Annotated in this window: 14 protein-coding genes; 8 read left to right on the forward strand and 6 right to left on the reverse strand. The window is 73.8% G+C overall.

The genetic code is table 11. The annotated features are described in order from the left end of the window. Positions 1–479 (reverse strand): CHAD domain-containing protein (locus L7D48_RS14285; protein ID WP_237879813.1); only part of this gene is annotated, 479 nt, incomplete at its 3' end. After that, positions 463–2,676 (reverse strand): RNA degradosome polyphosphate kinase, encoded by a 2,214-nt coding sequence (locus L7D48_RS14290; RefSeq protein ID WP_237879814.1) that lies wholly within the window; start codon positions 2,674–2,676, stop codon positions 463–465. The genes L7D48_RS14285 and L7D48_RS14290, both read right to left, overlap by 17 nt. 498 nt (positions 2,677–3,174) lie before the next feature. On the opposite strand from L7D48_RS14290, the gene L7D48_RS14295 reads away from it, so the two are divergent. The 4 genes from L7D48_RS14295 to L7D48_RS14310 are packed head-to-tail and all read left to right on the forward strand — an operon-like array spanning position 3,175 to position 8,571. Further along, positions 3,175–4,071, forward strand: coding sequence for a helix-turn-helix transcriptional regulator (locus tag L7D48_RS14295; RefSeq protein ID WP_237879815.1), 897 nt, complete (start codon positions 3,175–3,177; stop codon positions 4,069–4,071). Further along, entirely contained in the window at positions 4,068–4,274 is a 207-nt protein-coding gene (locus tag L7D48_RS14300; protein ID WP_237879816.1) for a DUF397 domain-containing protein, read from the forward strand. Before L7D48_RS14295 ends, L7D48_RS14300 begins: the two co-directional genes overlap by 4 nt. Positions 4,275–4,333: 59 nt before the next feature. Further along, positions 4,334–5,764, forward strand: coding sequence for an SWIM zinc finger family protein (locus L7D48_RS14305; RefSeq protein WP_237879817.1), 1,431 nt, complete (start codon positions 4,334–4,336; stop codon positions 5,762–5,764). Next, complete coding sequence (locus tag L7D48_RS14310) at positions 5,761–8,571, forward strand: DUF6493 family protein (protein WP_237879818.1); 2,811 nt, start codon at positions 5,761–5,763, stop codon at positions 8,569–8,571. The genes L7D48_RS14305 and L7D48_RS14310 overlap by 4 nt, the downstream gene beginning before the upstream one ends. Positions 8,572–8,667: 96 nt before the next feature. Here L7D48_RS14310 and mshD read toward each other — a convergent pair whose 3' ends face one another. Next, positions 8,668–9,594 (reverse strand): mycothiol synthase, encoded by a 927-nt coding sequence (gene mshD, locus L7D48_RS14315; RefSeq protein ID WP_237879819.1) that lies wholly within the window; start codon positions 9,592–9,594, stop codon positions 8,668–8,670. Between the two features lie 147 nt (positions 9,595–9,741). Between mshD and L7D48_RS14320 the strand changes: the two genes are divergently transcribed. From L7D48_RS14320 to L7D48_RS14335, 4 genes are all read left to right on the forward strand, one after another. After that, positions 9,742–11,559 (forward strand): bifunctional UDP-sugar hydrolase/5'-nucleotidase, encoded by a 1,818-nt coding sequence (locus tag L7D48_RS14320; protein WP_237879820.1) that lies wholly within the window; start codon positions 9,742–9,744, stop codon positions 11,557–11,559. 305 nt (positions 11,560–11,864) lie between these two features. Beyond that, the gene (locus tag L7D48_RS14325; RefSeq protein WP_237879821.1) at positions 11,865–12,413 is read left to right on the forward strand and encodes a hypothetical protein; all 549 of its coding nucleotides are present in this window, start codon (positions 11,865–11,867) and stop codon (positions 12,411–12,413) included. Positions 12,414–12,515: 102 nt separating this feature from the next. Continuing rightward, entirely contained in the window at positions 12,516–12,971 is a 456-nt protein-coding gene (locus L7D48_RS14330; protein ID WP_237879822.1) for a hypothetical protein, read from the forward strand. Positions 12,972–13,027: 56 nt separating this feature from the next. After that, complete coding sequence (locus tag L7D48_RS14335) at positions 13,028–13,246, forward strand: hypothetical protein (RefSeq protein ID WP_237879823.1); 219 nt, start codon at positions 13,028–13,030, stop codon at positions 13,244–13,246. Here the strand turns inward: L7D48_RS14335 and L7D48_RS14340 are convergent. The 3 genes from L7D48_RS14340 to L7D48_RS14350 form a co-directional block, all read right to left on the reverse strand. After that, positions 13,236–14,684: a HAMP domain-containing sensor histidine kinase gene (locus tag L7D48_RS14340; RefSeq protein WP_237879824.1), complete on the reverse strand. Its 1,449-nt coding sequence runs from the start codon at positions 14,682–14,684 to the stop codon at positions 13,236–13,238. The genes L7D48_RS14335 and L7D48_RS14340 overlap by 11 nt on opposite strands. Continuing rightward, entirely contained in the window at positions 14,681–15,463 is a 783-nt protein-coding gene (locus L7D48_RS14345) for a response regulator transcription factor (protein WP_237879825.1), read from the reverse strand. The genes L7D48_RS14340 and L7D48_RS14345 overlap by 4 nt, the downstream gene beginning before the upstream one ends. Before the next feature lie 22 nt (positions 15,464–15,485). After that, the coding region (locus L7D48_RS14350) for a S1C family serine protease (RefSeq protein WP_305853147.1) at positions 15,486–16,392 on the reverse strand (907 nt) is incomplete at its 5' end.

Raw genomic sequence — 16,392 nt, forward strand, 5'->3', positions numbered from 1 at the left:
GGGGCGGAGCCGGTCGCGGAGCCGTCGGCGTCCGTCACCCCCACCGGCGCCGACGACAGCCGGTGCAGCGCCCCCAGCAGCCTCTCCAGCCGCGCCTCGTACGCCCGCTCCCGCCCCAGCACGCCCGACAACCAGGCCAGCTCGGAGCCGAGCTGGTCGGCCCGGGCGGCCTCGGTCAGCGGCCGGTAGACCCGCAGTGCCGCGCCGACGCGGCGGGCGCAGCGGCGCATCGTCCGCACGGCCTCGGCCGCGACGGCCGCCGACTCCGCGCTGCCCGCGCTCTCCTCGTGCAGCCGCAGGCCGCGCAGGAAACCGGTGGCCTGCCGGTGGAGGTATTCGGCCAGCACCTCGCCCGCCGTGGCCTCCCCCAGATCCGAGAGCGCCTCGCCGGGGCCCTCGCGGACCTCCGGAAGCGTCTGCGGATACGGCTCCCCTCCCCCGTCGGCCGCATCGAGGGACAGGTCATGTGGCTGGACCACGTCGGCGCCTCCGGGCGTCGATGAGCATTTCCTGGACGTTCCGCAGGGGCCGCCCCTCGGCGTCGGTCGCGTGGCGCGTCCACTCGCCGTCCGGGCCGAGGTGCCAGGAGGCGGTGGTGTCCGCCATGCCGGCCTCCAGCAGCCGGTCGAGGGCGGCCCGGTGGCCGGGGTCGGTGACCCGTACCAGCGCCTCGATGCGCCGGTCGAGGTTGCGGTGCATCATGTCGGCGCTGCCGATCCACACCTCCGGATCGCCTCCGCCCGCGAAGGCGAAGACCCGGGAGTGCTCCAGGAAGCGCCCCAGCACGCTGCGCACCCGGATGTTCTCCGACAGCCCCGCCACCCCCGGCCGCACCGCGCAGATGCCGCGCACCCACACGTCCACGGGCACCCCGGCCCGGGAGGCGCGGTAGAGGGAGTCGACGATCGCCTCGTCGACGATCGAGTTGACCTTGATCCGCACATACGCCGGCCGCCCGGCCCGGTGGTGGGCGATCTCCCGGTTGACGCGCTGGATCAGCCCGTCGCGCAGCGAGCTGGGCGCGACCAGCAGCCGGCGGTAGGTGGTGCGGCGCGAGTAGCCCGACAGCCGGTTGAACAGGTCGGACAGGTCGGCGCCGACCTGCGGGTCGGCCGTCAGCAGACCCAGGTCCTCGTACAGGCGGGCGGTCTTGGGGTGGTAGTTGCCGGTGCCGACGTGGCTGTAGCGGCGCAGCGTCTCGCCCTCCTGCCGCACCACCAGCGACAGCTTGCAGTGCGTCTTGAGGCCGACGAGGCCGTAGACGACGTGGCAGCCGGCCTCCTCCAGCTTCCGCGCCCACTTGATGTTGGCCTGCTCGTCGAAGCGGGCCTTGATCTCCACCAGCACCAGCACCTGCTTGCCGGACTCGGCCGCGTCTATCAGCGCGTCCACGATCGGGGAGTCGCCGGAGGTGCGGTACAGCGTCTGCTTGATCGCCAGCACGTCCGGGTCGGCGGCGGCCTGCTCCAGGAAGCGCTGCACGGAGGTGGAGAAGGAGTCGTAGGGGTGGTGCAGCAGCACGTCGCGCTCGCGCAGCGCCCCGAAGACGTCGGGCGCGGAGGCCGACTCGACCTCGGCCAGGTCGCGGTGGGTACCGGCGACGAACTTGCGGTACTTCAGCTCCGGCCTGTCCAGCGAGGCGATCCCGAACAGGCCGGTGAGGTCCAGCGGGCCGGGCAGCGGATAGACCTCGGCCTCGGTGACCTTCAGCTCGCGCACCAGCAGGTCCAGCACGTACGGGTCGATGGACTCCTCGACCTCCAGGCGCACCGGCGGGCCGAAGCGGCGCCGCATCAGCTCCTTCTCCAGCGCCATCAGCAGGTTCTCGGCGTCGTCCTCCTCCACCTCCAGGTCCTCGTTGCGGGTGACCCGGAACATGTGGTGGGCGAGGACCTCCATCCCTGGGAACAACTCCTCCAAGTGGGCGGCGATCACGTCCTCGATGGGCACGTAGCGCTGCGGGGAGGCCTCCAGGAAGCGGGACAGCAGCGGCGGCACCTTCACCCGCGCGAAGTGGTTGTGGCCGCTGACCGGGTTGCGCACCACCACGGCCAGGTTCAGCGACAGCCCGGAGATGTAGGGGAAGGGGTGCGCCGGGTCCACCGCCAGCGGGGTCAGCACGGGGTAGATCTGCTGCCGGAAGAGGGTGAACAGGCGGGCCTGCTCCTTCTCCGTCAGATCCGGCCAGCGCACCAGGTGGATGCCCTCGTCGGCCAGGGCGGGCAGGACGTCCTGCTGGAAGCAGGCGGCGTGCCGGGCCATGAGCTCGCGCGAGCGGTTCCAGATCAGCTCCAGCACCTCGCGCGGCTGGAGGCCGGAGGCGGAACGGGTGGCCACGCCGGTGGCGATGCGGCGCTTGAGGCCGGCGACGCGCACCATGAAGAACTCGTCGAGGTTGCTGGCGAAGATGGCCAGGAAGTTCGCCCGCTCCAGCAGCGGCGTGGCGGGATCCTCGGCCAGTTCCAGCACCCGCTCGTTGAAGGCGAGCCAGCTGCGCTCCCGGTCGAGGAAACGTCCCTGCGGCAGCTCCTCGTCCGCCCCGTCGGGGCCCTCGCCCTCCCGGTAGGCGTCGGAGTCGGTGTCGAGGTCGGGCTCGAGCGCGTGCCCCGGCGTGATCATGGCGTGCGGGCGCGAGGCGGCGATGGAACCGACGGGGGGCTGGACAGGCTGGCTCATTCCTCCATTGTTCCGCGCCGCCAGAGGCAACGGCGCGTCGGCGAGCTGCGGCCCGGGGCGTGGCCCCGGGGCCGACGCCTTCGGCACGACGGGCTGCATTCCGCGATGCTCGCAAGCGAGTTTGAATCGCCGGTTAAGCCGACATGGCTGTCAGGCGATCCCCGCACTTCGCGCGGGTGCCGGACGCCGGAACGATTCGCTCCGGCGAACCGTCACGGCGGGTTCCGGGAGTGTACGGCGGTGTGCGGCGGGTGCCGCCGGGGCGGGGCCACCGGGACGAGGGCCGAGCGAGGCGGAATTTCCCGTTCGAGCGATTTTCGAACCCCCATCACCCATAGTGACCGATACGTCACTACTGTGGTCGATGACGGCGTTCCGGACACCGGCCGCTGTACACCGGCCGCTGTGGAATCGCGGGCCGGATCTGTGCGGCCTGTACGGGGTGACGGGCCGGGGGCGAATCCGTTGGACACGGGCGTGACGGAGGGGATGGTGCGCATGAGCACGGACAACTGCGGCAAGCGACACGAATACCAAACGGACCACACGACAAACGGCGCGGACGGCGCTTCCTGGGAGGAGGACTGGGAGGACGACTACGGCCCGGCGATCCGGGCCACCTGCCGCCAGATCAAACTGTGGCGAGAAGGAGCGGGCCTGACGCAGCAGGAGCTGGGCGACGCCATCGGTTACAGCCTGGGCATGGTCTCGGCCGTCGAGCGCGCCAGGCGGTTGCCGCATCCGGATTTCCTGACCAAAGCGGACCAGATCCTGGGCGCGGACGGCAAGCTCGCCGCGATGAAGAAGGATGTGGAGGAGGCCCGCTACCCGAAGAAAGTGCGCGATCTGGCCAAGCTGGAGTCCGAAGCCGTGGAGGTGGGGTCATACACCAACACCGTCATCGACGGCCTTCTCCAGACAGAGGAATACGCGAGAGCGCTGTTCGGCCTGCGCCTCCCCGCATGCAGCGAGGAGGAACTCGAACGACTGGTGGCCGCGCGCATGGCCAGGCAGGAGATTCTGACGCGGCATCCTGCTCCTCTTCTGACCTTTGTTCAGGAAGAGGCCACACTTCGGCGCCCGCTCGGAGGCAGGGATGTCCTGCGACACCAGCTTGAGCATCTTCTGGACCTGAGCGAACTGCGGCACGTCAAGATCCAGGTGATGCCCACGGAGATCGAGGAGCACGCCGCGCTCAGCGGATCGCTGAGGGTTCTGAGCTTCAAGGACAGAACAGCAGTCGCCCAGAACGAAGTTCAGCTCACCAGCCGCCTGATCTCCGACCCGAAAGAGGTGCGGATTCTGGAGATGAGGTATGGCATGCTTCGTGCCCAGGCCCTCACACCGCGTGAGTCTCTGGCCTTCATCAGGAAAGTGCTGGGAGAGATGACATGACTCTCAAGCCCTCCGCCGGAGACGGCTCGGAGCTGGAGTGGACCAAGAGCAGCTACAGCAGCAACGACGGCCCGGACTGCGTCGAGGTCGCGGCCACACCCGGCACCGTCCACGTCCGCGACTCCAAGCGCATACGAGGCGCCCGGCTGACGTTCACGCCGGAGGCCTGGGCCGGCTTCACGGCGTACACCGCCGGTCGCTGACCGGGTGATCCACAGCCGTTCGGACTGAATGTCAGAGGCCGCCTCTACGTTCGTGTGCCATGACGACCACGGCATCAGCGGTGCACACGTACACCTATCTCCGGCCTTCGGCCGTGCGCGGCGGCGCGGGCGGGCCCGAGCTGGGGCTGGAGACCTCGGGCGGGGCGACGCCGGCGGGGGCGAGCGCGCATCCCCGGTTCTTCTCCGGGTTCGTGACCGCGCCCGAGGCCGCCGCCGCGGCGCTGCTGTCCGTCGCCGACGTGGCCTCGGCCCGCTACCACCAGCGCCTGGCGGCCGCGTCCCTCGACCCGGTGGTGACGGGCAGCGGGGACCGGCTGCGGTTCGAGTCGTTCTCCGGCTGCTGCGGCGTCTACGCCCGTCTCGACATCCTCGGCGAGGGCCTGGACGGGGACGACATCGGCCATGGCACCACCAACGTGGACGTCAACAACCCGCTGCGTGAGGCACTGGTCCGGGTGGGCCCCTCCGATCCCCTCCATCTGCGGGTCGGTCCGGAGGAGTTGGAGGTGACCACCTTCGACGGGCCGGTGGTGGAGAAGAAGGTGCCGCTGCCGGACCGCTGGCTGCGCGGTTTCGCCGAGACCCAGGTGATCGCCTCCGCCTTCGACCTGCGCGCGGAGGTCACCGCCGCCGAGGCGGTCCGCTTCCTGCGCTCCCTGCCGCGCGCCCGCTCGGGTGCGGGGTCCGCCCTCTGGGCGGTGCAGGCCGGGCGCTCCCTGCGGCCGACCACCCGCCCCGTGCCCGGCGCCGTCTGCCTGCCCGGCCCGGACCGGCTCTCGGCCCTGCTGCGGGTGCTGCGCCACGCCACCGGGCTGCGCCTGTACGGGCCGCCCGCGACGACCGCGAGCGGCGCGGCGGCCTCCGCCTGGGAACTGCTGCTGCCGGGGATGCGGCTGACGCTCACCCTCTCCCCCGATCCCGCCCGCGGCTTCTCGGGCGAGGGCGCGGTGCTGGAGGCGCTGTCCGGTGAGGAGGCCGCCGAGGACGCCGATCTGGTCTCGGTGCTGCTGGCCTGGGAGCCGCGCGTGGATGTCGGGGAGCTGGCCCGGCGGTCGGGTCTGACGCCGCAGCGGGTGCGCGCCGCCCTGACCGTGCTGGGCACCGCCGGGCGGATCGGCTACGACACGGCCGAGGCGGCGTACTTCCACCGCGAGCTGCCCTACGACGCCGGGCGGGCCGAGCGGCACAACCCCCGGCTGCGTGCCGCCCGCGAGCTGGTGGCCGCCGCTGCGGTACGAGCGGAGGCGGACGGCACCTTCACCGTCGCCGCCGGCGACCACGACCACCGGGTGCGGGCCGGAGGCGAGGGGCTGAGCTGCACCTGCCGCTGGTGGGCCCGCTACCGGGGCGGGCGCGGCCCGTGCCGCCACGCCCTGGCCGTCCGCATCACCCTGGACGCCCGGGGTGGCCAGGACACCCAGGACGCCCCGGCCTCCGCCGCCACGGCTGCCCGGGCGGGTTCCCGGTGAGCGGCGCGGGAGGTGCCCTGGCCCGGCTGGTGCGCGGACGGACGCGCACGGAGCATCTGACCGACGGGGAGCGCGAGGTTCTGGCGGCGGCCGAGCGGGAGCTGGACGGGGGCGCGTACGCGGTGCTGCTCGCCGTGGCGGGCGGTGAACACCGGCGGCTGCCCGACCTGATGGCCGCCCTGTCCGACGGGCAGCGTCGCTCGTGTGTCCCCCATCTGAAGGCGTGGCGCACCCGGTTGCGCGAGGAGTGGGGCTACCAGGCCCGGCCGCGCAGGCGGGCCCTGGTCATCGCGGGCGCGGGCTGCCACACGGGCGCGGCCGCTGCCGCCCAGTGGCTCGGGCACACCGATCTGAGCCTGGTCGAGCCCGCCGACACCCCCTGTCTCCTGGCGGTCCTCGGCGACCGGCCGGCGCACTGGCAGGGGGATGTCGCCCACCGTGTCGCCGGGCGCCGCCAGGCGGACAGCGAGTGGGGCTGGGGCCACTACGCCCTGGTCGAGGCGCTGGTCCTGCGTTCGGGATGCGCCGTGCCGACCGGCGGGGCGTTCGTCCAGGAGTGGGTGCGGAACCGGAGCTGGCCCTCCCGGTTCCAGCACCGGTCCGGCGCCCCGGACGGTGCCCCCCGCTCGCTTCTGGAGCGGTTGCGCGCCGATCCGTTCCTGGATGTGCTCGCCCCGCTCATGTTCGAGGTGGAGGGCGTCGGCGCCCTGCTGACGGAGGGCACCGACTCCTGGCCGCAGGCGCTGGCGGCGCTCGCCGCCGAGGGGCGGCTGGAGCGTTCCGCCCTGCTCGACGGCTGCCTGTCCCGGCTGCTGCGCGGCGGGCGCCCGGCCGAGCTTCGCGGCTTCCTCTCCGTCCTGAACGGGCTCGCCCCCACCGACGACGAGTACGCGGCCCGCGCCACCACCCTGCTGCGTCTGCTGCCCGACGCGCCATCCACCGTCGCGGCCCTCGCCCAGGAGCGGCTGGCCGCCCTGGACGCGGACGGGCGGCTGGACGACGAGCGGTTGGCCCAGGCGTCGCGGGCGGTGCTGTTCCGGACGGAGAAGAAGCTGGTGCGCGCCCAGTTGAGCTGGCTGGACGCCGCCGCCCGCCGCGACCGGGGGCGGGCCGGTGCGGTGGTGCTCGCCGCCGCCGACGCCCTCGGCCACGAGGACACCGTCCTCCAGGAGCGGGCGCTGAACCTGATCGCCCGCCACCTCAAACACTCCGGGGACGCGGCGCGCCCCGAACTTGCCCGGGCAGCCGAGGCGTTGGGCCCCGCCCTGCGTCCCCGCGCCGCCGAGCTGCTGGGGGTGGAGCTGCCGGACGACGGGGCCGCCGACGGCCCCTGGGAGGACGTCCTCCCGCCCGTCCCCGAGCCGGTGCCGGTGGCACCGCCGCTCGCCACGGCCGCCGAGGTGGCCGAGGAGGTCGGCGCCGTCATGGCCGCCGTACGGGCGGCCGAGTTCCGGCCCTCCGCCGCCGCCGGTGTCGACGCGGCCGCCTTCGAGCGGGCCCTGGACGGCCTGGTCCGCCACGCCCACCGGGACCGCGACGGCCTGGTGCGGGCGCTGGAGCCGGTCATACGCGACCACCCCTGGAACGGGCGGCATGCCTGGTGGGGCGATCCGGGTCCGGGCCATCTCCACTACGTGGCGGCGGTGCTGTGCGGTGAGGAGTCCCCTCTCCCGCCGTCGGTGTCGGGTGCCCATGCGGTGCCGCATCCGCGCGGACGCGGCTTCACGCCCTTCGGGGAGGCCCTCGGGGCCCGTCTGCTGGAGGCCGCGTGGCGGGTGCTGAACGACCCGCCGCCGTTCCTCCTGGCCGCTCCCACCACCGCCGACGGGCGGATCGACCCGGCCGAACTGGTCGCCCGGCTGGCCGAGTACGAGCGGACGGGTGCCGTGCCCGGCCCCTGCGATCTGGACCAGGCGCTGCTCCGGCTGGACGTGTCCGCCGCCGGTCCGGAAGTCCTGGCCGCCGCCGGACGGCTGGAGGGTGAGGCGGGACGGCGGGTGCGCGTCTGGCTGGAGGCGGGCGGCCCGTCGCTGCCCGAGCCGGTCCGCGACGCGCGGCCCACGCACCGGATCCACGGTTACGGCAGCCCCGTCGTCCGGGTGCGCCTCTCCAGCGCGGCGGCGGCCCTGCCCTGCCCGCTCGGCACCGCCTTCCAGCGGCTGCTGGGCGTGTACGTCGCCGACGGCAAGCGGGACGAGACGTCCTGGAATCCAGGATCCCGCCTGTGGCCGTCCGTCCTGCCCGTCCACCGCGAGCTGGTCGCCCTGCGCCTGCAGCCCACCTTCGCCGCCACCGGCGACGAGGAGCTGCGCGGCGGCGCGGCGCTGCTGCCCGCGCTGGCCGAGGCCAGGGGCACGGCGGGAGAGGCCGTCCATCTGGGGCTGGCGCACACCCTGGGCGCACGGCATCCGGAGGACCGCACCGCGGCCGTGGACGCGCTGCTGGTGCTGGCGGCGCGCGGTGACCTGGACGCGGCGCGGCTGGGCCGGGACGTGGCCGAGACGGTGGCGGCCGGGACGGTGAAGCCGAACCGGCTGCTGGAGTCGCTGCGGGAGGCGGTACGTGCCGGGGCCCCGGCCACAGTGTTCGCGGTGCTGGCCGCCGCGCTGCCGGGGATGCTGGCGGCGCCGGATCCGGTGCGGGGGTTGCCGGACCTGCTGGCGCTGGCCGCCGAGTGCGCCGGGACCTGCGGGGCGCGCGGTCCGGTCGGCGGGGTGGCCCAGGCCGCCGCCCGGGGCGGGAGCGGCCGCCTGGTGAAGGAGGCCCGCCGGCTGCGGGACGTACTGGGGGCATCCGTGGCAGCCTGATCCCGTCTCCGGCCGCCGCTGCCGCTGCGGGGGCCGGCGCCGCAGGCGGACGACGGGCGGCCGGCCGGCCGCCCCAATAAGCCGCCTCCGGCCGGCTCAGCCCTCCGTGCGGTACATCAGGTCCACCTCGTGGGTCTCGAAGCCCAGGCCCTCGTAGACCTTCACGGCCGCGGTGTTGTCGGCGTCCACGTACAGCATCGCGGTCGGCAGGCCGCGGTCGCGGGCGAGGTAGCGCAGGCCCACCAGTGTCAGCGCCTTGCCCAGGCCGCCGCCCTGGGCGCCCGGGGTGACGCCGACGACGTACACCTCGCCGAGCTGCTCGGCGCTGTGGACCTTCGTCCAGTGGAAGCCGAGCAGCTCCTCACCGCTGCCCGCGCCCCCGCCGTCCTCACCGTCGCGCACGGCGAGGAAGAAGCCCTTGGGGTCGAACCACGGTTCGCCCTTGCGGTCGTCCAGGTCGCGCTGGGTCATGCCGCCCTGCTCGGGGTGGTGGGCGAAGGCGGCGGCGTTGGCGGCCAGCCAGGCGTCGTCGTCGCGTCCGGGGACGAAGGTGCGCAGCCGCACGCCCGGCGGCAGCGACGGCTCGGGCAGGTCCAGGCCCGTCAGCGGGCGCCGCATCTGCCGCAGTTCGCGGAAGAGGGTGAGGCCGAGCAGCCGCGCCAGGTGGCGTGCGGCCGGGTGGCCGCCGTGCGCCCACACCCGCAGCCGCCGGCCCGACGCCTCCAGCAGCGCGCGGCCCAGGGCCAGTCCGTGGCCCTGGTTGCGGTGGTCCGGGTGGACGACGAACTCACCGGTCGGGGCCTCGACCGGATCGGTGTCCTCCAGCTGCCCGTAACCGGCCAGCTCCCCCCGTTGCCAGAGCAGCAGGTGCCGTACTCCCGCGCGGCGCCCGCCGCGCAGCTGGAGGCGGCCCTGCTCGGAGACGGCGGGCTGGCCGTCCACCCGGGCGGCCTCGTCGATCAGCGCCTGGGCCTGCCGCACGGCCTCGGGCGTCAGCTCGTCCACAACCACCACGTCGCTCATGGGGAGAAGCCTACGCAGCATCGAAACCATGCGGTTACCAACGCGACAATGACACGCTACGCGCGTTGACCTAGGCTTCCCCCCGCCACCAACGGCCACTTCCGGGCCAACTCACGGCCTCGACAAGGGAACAGAAGGGGACAGAACATGTCCACTCCGCCCAAGCGGTCTCCCCTCTCCCGCAGACTCACCGCAGCCGCGGCCGGTCTGCTGACGGTCGGCGCCCTCGGCGCCGCCATGCCCGCAGCCGCGCAGGACGCCCCGTCGGACGGTCCCGGCGCGCACGGCGACCGCGGCGGGCACCACGGCCGCACCGTCGACCTCCAGGTACTCGCCATCAACGACTTCCACGGCAACCTGGAGCCCCCGACCGGCTCCTCCGGCCGTGTGACCCACCAGCACCCCGACGGCACCACCGAGCAGATCGACGCGGGTGGCGCCGAGTACCTCGCCACCTCCCTGCGCGAGGCCCGCGAGGGCAACCCGTACTCGGTCACCGTCGCCCCCGGCGACATCGTCGGCGCCAGCCCGCTGCTGTCGGGCCTCTTCCACGACGAGCCCACCATCGAGGCGATGAACGCGCTCGGCATGGACGTCGTGGGTGTCGGCAACCACGAGTTCGACGAGGGCGCCGCCGAGCTCAAGCGCCTGCAGAACGGCGGCTGCCACCCCGAGGACGGCTGCTACGACGAGGGCCGCACCTTCGGCGGCGCCGACTTCCCGATCCTCGCGGCCAACGTCGTCGACGAGAAGACCGGCAAGCCGCTGATGGCCCCCTACACCGTCAAGAAGATGAAGGGCGTCAAGGTCGGCTTCATCGGCGTCACGCTGGAGGGCACGCCCGACATCGTCTCGGCCGAGGGCATCAAGGGACTGAAGTTCCTCGACGAGGCCGAGACCATCGACAAGTACACCAAGGAGCTGCGCCGCAAGGGCGTCAACGCCGTCATCGCGCTGATCCACGAGGGCGGCACCCCGGCCTCCAGCGCCTACAACGCCGACTGCGGCGAGGACGGCGGCAAGCTCTCCGGCCCGATCGTGGACATCGCCAGGCGGACGAACGCGGGCGTGGACGCGCTGATCACCGGCCACACCCACCAGCCGTACGTCTGCTCCGTCCCCGACCCGCGGGGCGAGGACCGCCTGGTCACCTCCGCCGCCTCCTACGGCCGGCTGTTCACCGAGCTGAACATGGAGTACGACCGCCGCACCCGCGACATCGTGCGCGCCTCGGTGGAGGGCACCAACCGCGTCGTCCACCGCAACCAGGAGAAGGCCGCCGACCTCACCTCCCTGATCGACTACTGGAAGGGGCTGGCCGCGCCCGTCGCGGGCCGTCCCATCGGCTGGATCTCCGAGGACATCACCGCCGACCGCACCGTGCCCGAGTCCCCGCTGGGCGACCTGATCGCCGACGCCCAGCTCGCCCACGCCCGCGGGCTGGACCCGGAGGCGGACCTGGCGCTGATGAACCCCGGCGGCATCCGCTCCGACCTGGTGTACGCGGCCTCCGGCGCCGAGGGCGACGGCGTGGTGACGTACGCCGAGGGCTTCACCGTCCAGCCCTTCTCCAACACCGTCAACCTGACCACCCTCACCGGCGAGCAGCTCCTGACGGTGCTGCGCGAGCAGGTCAGCGGTGCCAACGAGGACTCCCCGAAGATCCTCCAGGTCTCCTCCGGCCTCACCTACACCCTCGACCTCACCCGGTCCGGCGCGGACCGGATCATCGCGGACTCGGTGCGGCTGAACGGCGAGCCGATCGACCCGTCGGCCTCCTACCGCGTCGCGGTCAACTCCTTCCTGGCGGGCGGCGGCGACGGCTTCCCGACGCTGGCCCGGGGCACCGACCCGCTGGTCGGCAGCGACGACCTGGCCGCCCTCCAGGACTACCTGACCGCCAACTCCTCCGCCGCCGCCCCGCTGGACGCCCCGGCGGCGGACCGGATCACGGTCATCCGGTAACCCCCCACGGCGGATGACCCTCCCTCCGCGGGCCGCCTTCCCCCGGCCCGCGGAGTCCCCCCACAACGCCGCCGACCGGTCCCCCGACCGGTCGGCGGCGTTCTTCACGGCTCCCCCGATGCCTCGGGCCAGGGGCCGCCACCCGGGTGGAGATCCGGCGCCGGCAGGGGCGGAAACGGCGTGCGCGGCATGGCCCGGCGCCGCGGCAGGAATGATTCCGCGCGTCGGTTCGCCGGTTTGGCGGCCCCGGCGTCCGGTCACCCGGGGCGTGCGGGACCGCCCGCGCGTCGAGAGGATCCGAGAACATGCCCCGCAGCGTGAAGTGCCGCCGGACGCGGAGCAGTGCCGCCCTGCCGCTGTCGGTGCTCTCCGCGGTCGTGGTCGGCGCCGCCGCCCTGACCGGCTGCGGCGGGGACGAGTCGCCCGCTCCCGAGGCGTCGGTGAGCGTCGGGGCCACGCAGGACGCGGAGGACGGGTACGAGTTCGTCTACGGGGATCTGGCGGAGGCCGAGTTCTGGAACGACGTCACCACCTGGACCAACAGGCGGATCGTCCTGACGGCCGAGGTCGGCGAGGTCATCGACGCGCACGCCTTCACCGTCGCCCGTGCCGATCCCGAGAACAGGGGTGACGACACGGGCGACATCAGGAGCCTCCTGGTCGTCTCCGCGGACACCGCCCGGGTGGCGGAGGGCGACACCGTGCGGGTCACCGGCACCGTGCGGGAGGACTTCGTCCCCGAGGAGGTGGCGAACGGGCTCGACGTGGACTGGGACGAGGGCGCCTTCACCGACTGGGAGCGGGAGAACTACGTGGCGGCCTCCTCCATCGACACCTCGGCCCGCCTGGAGTGAGGTCGCATCCTCCCGTGCGGCGGACCGGCCCCGGCCCGCCCGGCCGGACACCCGCCGACGGCCCGCCCGGAGAATCCCCCGAGAGTGAGAGGACGACAGGAGATGCCCACCCGACACGCCCGGAGCGTTCCCGGCCACCGACGGTCGGCGGCGCTGCTCGCGCTGCTGCTCGCGCTTTCCGCGTCGGCGGGGTGCGGCGGGAACGGTGCCGAGGGCATCACCGAGGTGAACGAGGCGTTCGAGAGCGGCGACGCGGAATCCGTGGTCGGGCAGGAGAGGACGGTCGAGGGCAGGGTCCACGACGTCATCTCACCCTGGGCCTTCACCGTCGGCGGGGACGAACCCAGTGACATCGAACCGCTGCTGGTCGTCGAGGGGAACATGCCGGCCGTGGACCAGGACGATGCGGTCCGCGTCACCGGCGTCGTGGGCGAGTTCGAGTTCGCCGAGGTCGAGCGGGAACTCGGCGTGGACCTCGCGGAGACCCTGTACGGGGAGTACGAGGGCGGCCCCTACATCAGGGCCCGGCGCATCGCCGAGGACGTGGAACTGGACTGAGCGGCACCCGGGCCCCGGCCCGGCGGCGTTCTCCACGGCTCCCCAAGATGTCGGCCATGAGCCGCGAAGACGACCACGAGCCCCCCTTCGTCCGCAGCGACTGGGGGACGAACCGGTACGTCTACAACCATCGCAGCCCGATAGGCAGGTCCTTCATCGTCATCAGCCTGGCCATAGCCGCCGGCGGCCTCGTACTCCGAGGGCCGCTGCGTCCGCTGACCCCCGTCCCGGTGCGCGCCGACGGGACGGAGGTCGCGGAGCGCCTCACCCCGTAGCCGTTCCGCCCGGCCCTCCACCGGAACGGCCGGGTGTCTCCGGCGGGGGCACCGGGGCGCCGGGGAGGCGCAGGACGGCTTCCGTGCCGCCGCCGGGGGCCGGGTGGAGGGCGATCTCGCCGCCGCTGCGGCGCACGGTGCGGGCCACGATGGACAGGCCCAGGCCGGAGCCGGGGAGGCTGCGGGCGGACGGCGAGCGCCAGAAGCGGTCGAAGACGTGGGGGAGTTCGTCCTCGGGGATGCCGGGGCCCCGGTCGCGTACGCGCAGGGTGCCGGTGGAGCCGTCGAGGCGGACGTCGATCGTCCCGCCGGGCGGGGAGAACTTCACGGCGTTGTCCAGCAGGTTGACCACCGCCCTCTCCAGCGCGGCCGGTTCGGCGCGCACGTACCAGGGGGCCAGGTCGCGGGTGATGGTGATATTCGAGCCGCGCAGCCGGGCGCGTTCCACCGCGCGTTCGGCGATCTCGTGCAGGCCGGTGATCTCCACCGGTCCGCCGGCGGGCGCCGCGTCGGGCCGGGACAGCTCCTGGAGGTCGCCGATGAGGGCGGCGAGTTCGCCGATCTGGGCGCGCACCGACTCCAGCAGTTCCCGGCGGTCCCCGGGCGGCAGCGGGCGGGCGGCCTGCTCGCTGCGCACCAGCAGGTCGATGTTGGTGCGCAGCGAGGTCAGCGGGGTGCGCAACTCGTGTCCGGCGTCGGCGATCAGTTGCTGCTGGAGGTCGCGGGAGGTGGCCAGGGCGGCGGTCATGGCGTTGAAGGAGCGTGACAGGCGGGCGATCTCGTCGTCGCCGTCGACGGGGATGCGGACGGCCAGGTCCTCGGTGCGGGCGACGTGTTCGACCGCGTCCGTCAGCCGGTCCACCGGGCGCAGGCCGGCGCGCGCGAGCAGGACGCCGGCGCCCGCCGCGCCGAGCACGCCGGTGGCGGCGACCAGGCCGAGGACGAGGGCGAGGGTGTCCAGGCTCTGGTCGATCTCGGCCATCGGGCGGGCCACGGTCACGGCGGCGTCCGTGCCGCGCAGGGGGGTGGTGAGCACGCGGTACTCCTCGCCGCCCGCGGTGACGGTGTGCAGGGCCTCCGCGCGCTCGCCGCGGGCGACGGCCACGTCGTCGGCGGAGACCGGCAGGGGCCGCTCTCCGAAGGCCATGCACCTGTCGCCGTCCCGGTCCACGAGCTGCACGGTGGAGTCGAAGGGATTGGGGGTGTCCAGCCGCTCCTCCTCCGGAACCGCCCGGCACTGCCCGGCGCGCACGAGTTCGATGAGCCGGCTGTCGGGGACCCGGTTGGCGTGCAGGGCGTCGTCGAGGGAGTCGACGAGCTCCGCCCGCACCAGGAGCCAGGCGGCCAGCGAGCACGCCGCCACCGCGACCGCCACGGCAACCGCGACCAGTAGTGCCAGACGCGAGCGCAGCGGCAGGGAGTTGAGCCGGGACGTCACGGGTGCGGCTCTCCTGCGGTGCTGCCCGGGGCCGGGGCCGGGCCCGGGGTGTCCCGCAGGACGTAGCCGACGCCGCGCACGGTGTGCACCAGGCGCGGCTCACCGCCCGCCTCGGTCTTGCGGCGCAGGTACATCACGTACACGTCCAGGGAGTTGGAGGAGGGCTCGAAGTCGAAGCCCCAGACGGCCTTGAGGATCTGCTCGCGGGTGAGGACCTGGCGCGGGTGGGCCATGAACATCTCCAGCAGCGTGAACTCCGTGCGCGTCAGCTCCACCGGCCGCCCGCCGCGGGTGACCTCGCGCGTGGTGAGGTCCATGCGCAGGTCGGCGAAGGAGAGCACCTCGGTCTCCTCGGCGCCGGCCTGCTCGCGGGCGTAGGAGCTGCGGCGCAGCAGGGCGCGGATGCGGGCCAGCAGCTCGTCCAGCTCGAACGGTTTGACCAGGTAGTCGTCCGCGCCCGCGTCCAGGCCGGTGACACGGTCGCCGACGGTGTCGCGGGCGGTGAGCATCAGCACGGGGACGGTCACCCCGCTCGCGCGCAGCCGCCGGGCGGCGGTCAGCCCGTCCATGCGCGGCATCAGCACGTCCAGGATCACCAGGTCGGGGCGGTACGCCTCCACCCGGCGCAGCGCCTCCAGGCCGTCGGCGGCGAGCTCGGTCTCGTAGCCCTCGAAGGCCAGGCTGCGGCGCAGGGCCTCCCGTACGGCCGGCTCGTCGTCGACGACCAGCACGCGCGCGGGCGGGGCGGGGTGGGACGTGGCGGAGGAGGCGGTGGTCATGGTGGCGAGTGTCGCACCCGCATCATCCGCCGGCGCGCAGGTCGTCGAGGATCTCCTCGACGTCGTCGACGGGTACGGCGAAGCCCAGGCCGACGCTGCCCGCCTCGGCGGCGGTGGAGGCGTTGCTGTGGATGGCGGAGTTGATGCCGATGACGCGGCCGTTCATGTCGACCAGCGGGCCGCCGGAGTTGCCGGGGTTGAGGGAGGCGTCGGTCTGGATGGCCTCGTAGGTGGTGGTCTCGGAACCCAGCTCGCCGTTGTACCGGTCGCCGTCGAACTCGAAGGGCCAGGACCGGTCGTCCCTGGGCCGGCCTTCCTCGCCCGTCCGCTCCACGGTGACCTCGCGGCCCTTGGCGGAGACGATGCCGCTGGTGACCGTGCCCGAAAGGCCCTGGGGCGAGCCGAAGGCGACGACCCGGTCGCCGACGCGGACGGCGTCGGAGTCGCCGAGCTCGGCGGGGGTGAGGTCGCCCGCGTCCTCGACCCGGATCAGCGCCATGTCGAGGTCGGGCTCGGTGCCGACGATCTCGGCGCGGGCGGTGTCGCCGTCGGAGAAGGTGACCTCGATCTCGGTGGCGCCGGAGACGACGTGGTTGTTGGTGAGGATCTCGCCCTCCTCGGAGATCACCACGCCGGATCCGGTGGCGGAGCCGGAGCGGGAGGAGGCGCCGATCTCCACGACGCTGGGGGTGACGGCCTTGACGACCTCGGCGACGCCGGTGCCGGTGTCGGCGGCGTTGGTTCCGAGGACGGAGGAGGTGGCGGCGGGCGCGGCGCCGTTCCCGAACGTCCCGGCGGCCAGGGTCGCCGTACCGCCGCCGACCGCGGCGGCCACGATCGCCACGGCCGCCAGCAGCCCGACGGGCCGGCGCGCCCGCCGCCGGGCGTGCGCTCCGGGGACGGGGCCGGGTGCGGGCTCGGGAGTGGGC

The sequence above is a fragment of the Streptomyces sp. ICN903 genome, from assembly GCF_022015835.1.
GTDB lineage: Bacteria > Actinomycetota > Actinomycetes > Streptomycetales > Streptomycetaceae > Streptomyces > Streptomyces fenghuangensis.